Source organism: Candidatus Neomarinimicrobiota bacterium (genome assembly GCA_036476315.1).
Taxonomy (GTDB): domain Bacteria; phylum Fidelibacterota; class Marinisomatia; order Marinisomatales; family S15-B10; genus JAZGBI01.
Genome location: JAZGBI010000034.1, coordinates 1 through 9,668 on the forward strand (window position 1 = coordinate 1; position 9,668 = coordinate 9,668).

8 protein-coding genes and 1 tRNA gene are annotated in these 9,668 nt (G+C 51.9%); all 9 read right to left on the reverse strand.

Going from position 1 to position 9,668, the window contains the following annotated elements; genetic code table 11:
- Window positions 1-1,692, reverse strand: a 1,692-nt coding sequence (gene infB, locus V3U24_03730; GenBank protein MEE9166560.1) for a translation initiation factor IF-2, incomplete at its 3' end; no start/stop codon positions are given.
- Window positions 1,693-1,700: 8 nt separating this feature from the next.
- A complete protein-coding gene (nusA, locus tag V3U24_03735; protein MEE9166561.1) occupies window positions 1,701-3,026 on the reverse strand; it encodes a transcription termination factor NusA in 1,326 nt (441 codons plus the stop codon).
- A 30-nt stretch (window positions 3,027-3,056) separates the two neighbouring features.
- A complete protein-coding gene (locus V3U24_03740; protein MEE9166562.1) occupies window positions 3,057-3,491 on the reverse strand; it encodes a hypothetical protein in 435 nt (144 codons plus the stop codon).
- 206 nt (window positions 3,492-3,697) lie between these two features.
- Window positions 3,698-4,912: a glycosyltransferase gene (locus V3U24_03745; GenBank protein MEE9166563.1), complete on the reverse strand. Its 1,215-nt coding sequence runs from the start codon at window positions 4,910-4,912 to the stop codon at window positions 3,698-3,700.
- Between the two features lie 12 nt (window positions 4,913-4,924).
- Window positions 4,925-6,781, reverse strand: coding sequence for a sodium:solute symporter family protein (locus tag V3U24_03750; GenBank protein MEE9166564.1), 1,857 nt, complete (start codon window positions 6,779-6,781; stop codon window positions 4,925-4,927).
- A 74-nt stretch (window positions 6,782-6,855) separates the two neighbouring features.
- Window positions 6,856-7,548, reverse strand: coding sequence for a tetratricopeptide repeat protein (locus V3U24_03755; protein MEE9166565.1), 693 nt, complete (start codon window positions 7,546-7,548; stop codon window positions 6,856-6,858).
- Window positions 7,549-7,607: 59 nt separating this feature from the next.
- A complete protein-coding gene (locus V3U24_03760; protein ID MEE9166566.1) occupies window positions 7,608-8,627 on the reverse strand; it encodes a zinc-binding dehydrogenase in 1,020 nt (339 codons plus the stop codon).
- 203 nt (window positions 8,628-8,830) lie between these two features.
- A tRNA-Arg gene (locus V3U24_03765) sits at window positions 8,831-8,904 on the reverse strand.
- A gap of 526 nt (window positions 8,905-9,430) precedes the next feature.
- The coding region (locus tag V3U24_03770; protein ID MEE9166567.1) for a hypothetical protein at window positions 9,431-9,668 on the reverse strand (238 nt) is incomplete at its 5' end.

Consider the following 9,668-nt stretch of genomic DNA (forward strand, 5'->3'; position numbering starts at 1 on the left):
GTCTCCAGCCTGTGGAAGTGCCTGGAATCCCAGAACCTGAACCGGTTCGGACGGTCCCGCTGTGTTCACTCGCACATTTCTCTCGTTCATCAGCGCTCTCACTTTGCCGTAACTTCCGCTGTAGATAAACGAATCACCGACACGTAAAGTCCCTTTCTGCACCAGAATGGTGGCAATGGGACCGTGGCCCTTGTCCAGACGGGACTCAATAACGGTACCTTTGGCGGTTGTTTCGGGATTCGCCTTTAACTCCAGTACATCGGTTTCCAGGGCAAGCAATTCCAGCAGTTCATCCACTCCTTTACCCGTCTTTGCGGAGATTTCCACGCATTGGTGTTTTCCTCCCCAATCCTCCACCAGGATCCCATGATCGGAGAGCTGCTTTTTCACGCTGTCCGGGTTCGCCCCCTTCTTGTCTATCTTGTTTACAGCGACAACGATGGGAACGTCCGCTGCCTTGGCGTGATCGATGGCTTCAATGGTTTGAGGTTTCACACCATCGTCGGCAGCAACGATGAGAATAACTACGTCCGTCACCAGGGCACCTCGGGCACGCATGGCGGTAAACGATTCATGACCAGGTGTATCCAGGAACGTTACCATCCGATGGTCACCTAGCTCCACCCGATATGCTCCGATATGCTGTGTAATGCTTCCGGCTTCGCCAGCCACCACATTGGTATTGCGAACATAGTCGAGCAGAGATGTTTTCCCATGGTCCACATGACCCATCATAGTGACGACAGGCGCCCTGGGCACAAGATTGTCCAGATCCGCATCCTTGTCCTCCAGAGAGAAAAGATCGTCAACCGATTCCTCCATCTGCTTCACGCGATAGCCCATGTCCTGGGCCAGAAGAACAATGGTATCGAAATCCAGACGCTGATTCATGGTTGCCGGAGCTCCGAGCTCCAGACACCTGGTAATGATATCCGTGGGTGAGACGTCCAGGACACCGGCCAGTTCCTGGACGGTCATAAAATCCCTTGCCATAATCGTCTGAACATCTTCTTCGAATGCCACATCTTCATCATCGATCCTTGCCTTTTTGTACTTCTTCTTTTTGGATTTGGTGTCCATCATGGCAAGGGTCTTCTTGATCGTGGACTCTATGGATTCCTTCTCCGGATGTTCCTTCCCAGTTTCGTCTTTGGAGACTCTGGGCCTTGCTCTCCTGCGTCTGGACTCTATCTGCGATTCTATCTCAGATATGTCAATTCTCCGCAGCTTCAGTTTGCTCTCCTTCTTCGGTTTCTCCTCCACCTCGACCACGGGGAATTCTCCAGCTTCCTCTCCGTCCGTCTTCTCGTCTCCGTCCTTAGCGGCAGCCGCCTCTTCTGCCATCTTCAATTCAACTTCCAATTCCAACTTCCTGGCCCGCTCTTTTTCCTCCAACTTTCGCTGCTCATCGGGCATCATGATTTCCAAGGTTTGGGCCGATTGCAGTCTCTCCTCGAACTTCCGCGAATGAATCTCTTTGCGTACCCTTTCCTTCCTGTATCTCTCGACCGTCTGGCGGTCCTTTTCAAATTCCTCAATGATTAGCTGGTAGGTCTGCTCGTCAACGGGACTCATATGACTTGAGGGTTCGACACCGTTCTTCTCCAGAAGTTCAATGATATCCTTGTGCGAAATGTTCAACTCTTTCGCAACCTGGAATATGCGACGCTTCGTGGATGTAACATCAGCCATTGGCGTTCCTATGCCTCCTCCAGCGCGGCATCGACAGATTCTTGGGAGGTCTCTTCGGTCGACTCTTGAACAAGTTCCCCATCCTTCTCCGCTTGCACACTCTTCATCTGGGATTCAATTCGTGAAGTTATATTCGCCAGGACTTTCTCACCCATGCCCTTGACCGCGAGCAAATCCTCTCTAGACGCACTGGAGAAGTCGGAGACCGTATGAAGCCCGGCCTGGTCCAGAAGTTCCAGCATCCGAGGAGTGAGTGCCTCCACCTGGTCCAGGTAGACCGCGCCGTCCTTTTTCACTCCTTCATACTCTGATTTTCTCACGGCATCAATCGCGTAACCCGTAACAGTGGCCGCCAGATTGATGTTGTGATAGCTCTTCCCCACCGCAGAATCCATCACGTCATCATCGAATAACGCAACACAGTACCGTTTCGCGTCATCAATGTAGAGATTGACCGGCTTGGCCGGGGACAGTGCCCGGGTGATCAACACTTCAGGCTGGGAGGTATAATTGATGACATCGATCTTCTCGCCATTCAATTCACGGACGATCGCCTGGATCCTGCTCCCTCTCATACCCACGCATGCCCCCACTGCGTCGATACGCTTGTCCGAAGACCTGACAATTATCTTCGAGCGATTACCTGCGGCCCTGGCAATTGCCAGGATTTCAATGATTCCGTCTTCAATTTCCGGAACTTCCATCTCGAAGAGCTTGGATAAGAACTGATTGTCACTTCTTGAGGCAATAATGTCCGGACCCTTCGGCGTCATCTCCACCGATTTGACGATGGCGCGAATGGTGTCACCCCTGCGAAACCGCTCCGATTCGATCTGCTCCTCTTTGGGAATTCTCAGTTCGCTCTGCTCTATATGCACGTAAATGTTATTCCTGTGAACCTGTCTAACGTCTCCGATGACAATTTCTCCCACGCGACCGTAATAATCCTCGAAGATGTATTTCTTCTCAACGTCCCGGATCCTCTGGGACAAGAACTGTTTCGCGGTGGCGATGAGTCTTCTGCCAAATATCGATGGATCGATGACTTCTATGAACGGGTCACCAATGTTAAGATCGGGTTCCAACTTCTGAGCCTTCACAAGGTCGATTTCCGTCACCAGGTCATCAACCTCTTCGACGATTGTCTTCTCATGATAAATCTCAATTTCCCCGCGATCGATGTTGACGATAACACTGCAGTTCGACCCTTCACCATACTGTTTCTCAAGGAGAACGAGGAACAAATCTTCCAGGATCGTACCGAGCTCCGTACGATCGACATTCTTCTCCCTCGCTATGTCAGAGAAACACTGAATGAGTAGCTTACTGTCCAATATCTTCTCCTTATTGAGTCCAAATCCCTACTACTTGAGGACCAATTTCGCTTCCACGACGGTCTCCAACGAAAGATGATGATCACCTCTCGGCCCCTGTATGTCAATCTTGTCCTCTGTCACATTCTTCAGGACACCTTCAACGGGGTTGGGAATGTGAGGATTCTTATGAAAGACCCGTAGCCGGCGGTTGATGTTTCTCTTGAATTGATACATCCGCGCTAGAGGATAATCCAGCCCTGGCGAAGTGACCTCCAGATGGAAGCCGTTGGGAAAGTGTTCTTCCATACCGGACCAATCCCTGATCCGCTTCGTGACCTCCTGGATCTCACCGATGGTGACGCCCTTCTCTGTATCCACCACCAGTTTCACCTTTGGAGATTTGGTTTCTGTGGATGCATGGTATTCGAGAAGCATCAAGCCACACACCGAAGCAACCTCCTGGAAAAACTTATCCAACTCCATTAGTCCCATCCCTTTCAAAGAGCCTGTACAAAAAAGTGGGCCACGACCCACCTTACATAGCGGTGCAATTTACCCGCTCCCCATCCCATTCGCAAGACAAATCCACCGTTTCTCCCGTCAATCCCGGCATCAATATGCCCCAGCCCGGATGGTCAACAAAAAACCTGAAACCGGCTTCCGCTCGTTCCGATAAAGTTCTGTGGAATTTAGGACTTGGTCTGACTTGCCGCGATCAGATCCAGATGATCCAGCAGATGGCGAGTAATGAGAAACTTATCATTCACCGTCTGCCTGGCCCTGGACCCCATTTCGCGTGACAAATCCTTGTCCTCAAGCAGCTGAACCACTCTTTCGGCGCAGCCAGGAATATCGGTGGGTTCCACAAGGAAACCGTTCACGCCATCTTCGATCTGATTGGGTATTCCCCCTACTCTGGAAGCCACAACAGGAGTTCCTTTCCAGAGCGCCTCAGTTACGACCATTCCAAATCCTTCCCTGGTGGATTTCTGAAGGATGACCGATGCGGACCGCTGAATCACATTCACCAGTACTGGATCATCCCCTCTTACAAAAATCACTTCCCCTTTTTCCAGATAGGGACGCGCGGTCTCGAGCATCCGGTTGTAAATCCGCACCCCTTCGGGATCATCACTGGCCAGATTATAGCAGAATAGGAGGCGGCAGTCCAGTTGTTTTCGAACTTCCAAGAAGACCTGAAGAACGCCCTCGGGGTCTTTCCAGGGATCGAATCGCGAGACCTGGGCCACAATGGGCTTGTCCGTGGGAATTCTCTCCTTCGCCAAGTACGCCTCAACGGTCTTTGCGGAAAGCTCTCTGTTTTTCGACGACAGCGGATCAATGGAGGGAAAGACAATCCGCTGGTCTACAGGCAATTCCGGTCGCCTGTATTGCTCACCCGAGATCACCATTTTGCCGTACTGGAGAATGAAAGGCTCCACAATACTCCACGACTCTTCATCCGGATGGGTGATGTCAATATGGCACCGCCAGATCCAGGAAGCGGAATTGTCCACGAAACGGACAAGGGGCAGGGGCTGAGGGTCGTGAATAAAAAGGCAGTCATGCTGAAGATCGGCAAAGCGGCTGAATTTTTCACTCGTGAACGCGTAGAGCGAGATTTCTTCATCCGTAAAACTCAAATCCATTCCCTGGATACCGTTGTGGAGTTTCTTCGTTACCTCGAAAAAGTCGGGAGTACCGTGGAGAACTCTCCAATCGGTTCGCAACCCAATGTCGTTCATGAGCAACACAAGGTTATCGAGAATCTCCGCCACCCCACCACCGAAGGCCGTCGCATTCACATGGGCGACGGTGATATCAGACAGATCCGCGGCCTTCTTGCGAATCTGCTCAAGAATTTCATCACCCACGATACCGCGATAATCGTCGAGATGCTTCACGAAAGTTCCCGACTACTGCTGCGCTCTCACTTTTTTCCACCAAAAAGGGACCGTGGCGAGGCCCGCCAGAACGTAAATCCAACCGGTGAAAGGGGACTCAGTGGGATCATGGAGCATGACCTTTGCAATTCCAATGAGAAGGAGAAACATCGTGGCCGCCGTGGTCACCACCAGATATGCTCCTTCCCGTAACATGCGCCCGGGGTGACCCGGGGCAATACCCTTCCTTAAGGCCGTTTTCTTCCACCAGCCCGGGGGATTTACCCTTTCGTAGAACGCGTCGAGAACCACGGGATCCGTTTCCCGGGTTGACAATGTCACGGCCAACACGATTCCGGTAGAGGAGACTGACATAAGAAGCAATCTTAGCCATTCCGCATCGACAGTGAAGAGGATTATCGGCGCTATGAGAAGTGAGGCCGCCATGGCGGCAAGCTCGGAATAGAGATTGATTCGTTCCCAGAGCCATCTCAGCACAAGAACCGACCCCGTCCCCGCCCCGAATAACAGGGAGATGTACCAGGCTGTCTGGATGGAACCAAGGTTGGCCATGATGGTAAGGGCAATGGCGAGAATGAGGAGATTGGACAGGCGAGCCACGATGACCAGTTCCCTGGAAGACGGTTTTCTTTTGAGCCAGTGCCGGTTAATCAGTCTCAAGTAGATGTCGTTGCTCCAGTAACTTGCTCCCCATGTGAGATGGGTGTCGATGGTGGATGCAAGAGCAGCCAGCAGCCCCGTGAGCATGAGTCCTCTTATTCCCACCGGGAGCAGATCCCTGATGCCCGTGGCAAACAGTATTTCCCGGCCTGCGACGAAGGTCTCCCCGCCCGCGGAGGATGGATCGTAGGGATAAAGAACAAGAAGGGCAATGCCGATGGGAAGCCAGAAGAGACTTCGAACAAGAATCTGGGCAACGGTAAATATGAATCCCGCAGTTCTTGCCCCTCTGTCTGTGCGGCAGGCCATGGTACGTTGGGCAAGGTATCCGGTGCCGTCGCTGTTCATCTGGAAGAACCACTGGAGGCTGATAAGCACCAGGAACGGAAGGAATGCCTCCCAGGTCGAGGGACGGAAAGAAAGAATCTCGCTCGCTCTTGCCTGCCCATAAAGACTGACCAACGATTCAATCATTCCGTTGAGACCCCCGGCTTTGGACACGGCGATGACCGCGAACGCAAGGGTACCCAGCATAGCGATAGAAAACTGCACGATATCGGTGGCGATAACGCTCCTCAGCCCGCCTGTGGTGGAGTAAAGTGTCGTGAAAGCCAGGATGGCCAGGATACTTATGATGTTGTTGGTAGTAGCTACGTATATGTCCAATCCCGTTGTTCCGGACGCCAGGGAAACACCAACAGTTTTGACCCATCCATAAATGAGGTCGTACATGCCCGAGGGGAGCCATTCATGCCAGAACAGGAAAGTCTCCGATATTCGGGTTGCCGCCACCAGCACCATGGCCATGACGGTGCAGTTAATCACGGTTCCGTAATAGATGGCTTTCAGCGCCCTCAGGGTCAGGACACCCTTTCCGCTGTAGCGGATTTCAGTGAACTCTGCGTCCGTCAGCACCATGGCACGCCGCCAGGCCCGGCCGAGAACGAAGCCCATCATCAGGAAGGCCAGGGCGTAAATCCAGAGTCGCCACAGCATGAAAATGCCACCTACGGCAATGAGTCCCGTCACCAGAAGGGGAGTATCCGCCGCGTATTGCGTGGCAGCCATACTGAAGCCCGCTTTCCACCCGGCGATCGTCCGTCCCGCGAGAAAATACTCCGTAAGGTTCCTGGAAGCCTTTGATTTGGCCCGGAAACCGGCGCTGATACTGTAAGCCACAAAGGCTAGAACGATAAAGAGGTCAATCATACGTTTCTGAATGTTTCAACTGTGGAAGTGCGAAAGATGAGAAAAATGGGACTGAATAGCGACCCCGATTCCCCCTACCCGGGTCGCAGTGATGCCACCTTCAGTCTGGAGGAGAGCTCATCCACCTGTTCCTCAATCAGTCTGTGGGGAGAGTCAAGGCCTTCAAGGCGGTCCAGGATTGTGGAGGCCTTTTCAAGGTCTCCCGACCGGACCCAGTTGGCGGCGGCGTTGATCTCGTTCTGCTGAGCCTCGAACGGGAATTCGGCCATGGAGGAGGCACGTTGAAACAATCGAGCAGCCTCAGCATACCGTTCCTCCGATTCCGCAATGCCCGCAAGAATCTGTACGGATGCAGTGAGAAGAGATTCACTCTTCCCCTTCTCTCCGTATTTCCTGAGTAACCTCTCCGCTTCTCCGAAATTGTCTATCGAAAGGTGCGCCTTCCCCATGTGGAAAAGAGCCTCACTCGCCTCCCGAGACCTGGGATACTCGGCAATGAGGAGATCAAAATCGTCTACCGCTCCTGAGTAATCCCCACCGTCATAGCTTACCTGACCCCTCGCAAGGAGTTCACTTGCGGCTCTCTGGTCGGAACGGTTCCAGGCCGATCCTACAAGAATGACGATAATCGATACAAGAACCACGCCCAACAAGGCCAGGAGACGGATTCTGTTCCTTTCCAAGAACTTCTGGGCTGAATAGAGCGCTTCAAGAAGTGGATCACGCTTGATGTCGCGCTTGGTTATTTTCTTTTTTGGCCTGAGCATATTTTGGGCTATCTCTAATCTACGAGATTCTTGTTTTCCGTGCTACTGGACAAAATCGGTCATGAGATGTGAACTACAATCTTTCCCATGCTTTGGCGCGACTCCATCAATCTGTGGGCTTTCCACATATCCTCAAACTGAAATGTATGTCCCACTACGGGACGGATTTCATGTTTGGACACGAAAGCCATGAGTTCGTCCCAGGTACGTATGAGGAGACGGCGATTTGGAAACAGGTAACCCAGATGGAAGGCCATCACACCGTATGAATTCCGGGCCATATTCGATATGGAGGCTCTTGGTAAATCCTTCCAGGTCCTTATCCATGAAACGGGATTCCATTTTTTCAGATCAAAACTCGCGAAACCGGCAACGACGATCCGCCCAAATGGACGAAGTACCTTCACACTCTTCCGGAAAACCTCACCTCCCACCGTTTCTAACACAACGTCCACACCACCGTTCCCGGTATGCTGTTTCAATTCTTCTTCAAAGTCGCCCTTTACGTAATTGAAGGCACCGTCGACATTGAGACTGGATAGCAGTTCGAGTTTTCTCTCACTGCTCGCGGTACCGTAGACCTTGCAGCCGTAGTTCTTGGAAAGCTGAACCGCTGCCGTACCCACTCCACCGGCTGCCGCATGAATGAGTACGGTATCCGATTCCCGCACGAGTGCCATTTTGAAAAGACTTATCCATGCCGTCAGGTAATTCACAGCAAAGGCCGCGTTTTCTTCGGATGAGAATGCTTCCACCGCGGGCAGGACCTGTGTCTCCTGAACAACGATCCTCTCCGCGTACGAGCCGTATTGTGTACCCACAATTACCCTTTCGCCCACATGACGGTGAGTTACATTCTGTCCCAACTCGTCGATTTCTCCGTAAGCCTCCATTCCCGGAACATAAGGGAGTTTCGGTGCCCAGCCGTAGAGTCCCCTTCTCGAAAGCGTCTCCGCGTAGTTAAGTCCGATTGTGTGGACTTTCACGCGTACCTCCCCGGAAGCGGGATGTGGGTCCGGTACTGATGTCACTTTCAGGACATCCGGTTTGCCGTGTTTGGAGAGAACTATGGCGTTCAAGATTCTTGTCTCCTAGTTGCCGGTTAGCAGTTTCACGGCTTACGTTTGACGTTCGACGTTGGAAGCCTCATTTAGCTCTGACCCGATCCCTCTGCGTTTCCATCTTCGCTTCGCTACGATGGATAAATAACGAAGAGTAAACGAGCTTACGCCTCGTCCGTCTTCATTTCATTACGACGGATAAATAGTGCAATGTAGAGGTGTACCCCGGACCCGATTCGAACGGGCGACCTAGCGCTTAGGAGGCGCTTGCTCTATCCAACTGAGCTACCGGGGCTCAGTTGCAAGATAAAAGATAAATGATAAAAGATAAAAGAGTAAAGATTATGAAAGATACGGGAATCCGGTAGCGAAGTTGCCTGTCCCGCCAAAGGCGGTGGCCTGTCCCGACGTTTTGTGTCGGGGAGCCAAGAACCAAGTATTAAGGATCAAGTATCAAGGATCAAGTAACAAGGATCAAGTATCAAGTAACCAGTCTTACGCATTACGAATTACGAATCCCGCCTACATTCCATTACGGCGGGCAGGCACCTATCATTTCTCCAATTCTCCATTTACCCTCCTCCGCAGGAGACCCTACGGGTCAAAGGAGTTCCTACGGAACATCTCTCCATTAATCCATTTTTCATTAATCAATTATCAATAGTCAATAATCAATTGATCTCACGCATTACGAATTACGTCGGAGCGCAGTTGAGCGCGGTTGAGCAAAGCGAAATCCCGCCTGCTTGTCCCGCCAAAGGCGGTGGCCTGTCCCGCCACGCTCCAACAGTTGGCAGTCAGCTTTCAGCCGTCAGCGCGAATCACTTTTCGCTCTTCACCCGGCGGATTAGTTCGAGCGTGCCGTAGTTCTCTAAGTCCTTGTAAATCTTCTGATAATATTCGTCCGGTTTTTTGTGTTTCCTTTCAAGGTTCATACACGTTTCCCGAGGAGTCGAATTCTCAAATTCTCCATCCAGATACGCCTGAATGACCACCTTCTCATCTTCGCCAAGATGGTTGTAGTTCCAGGAGCCTTCCATGCTCTCCTGCTCAGCTTCC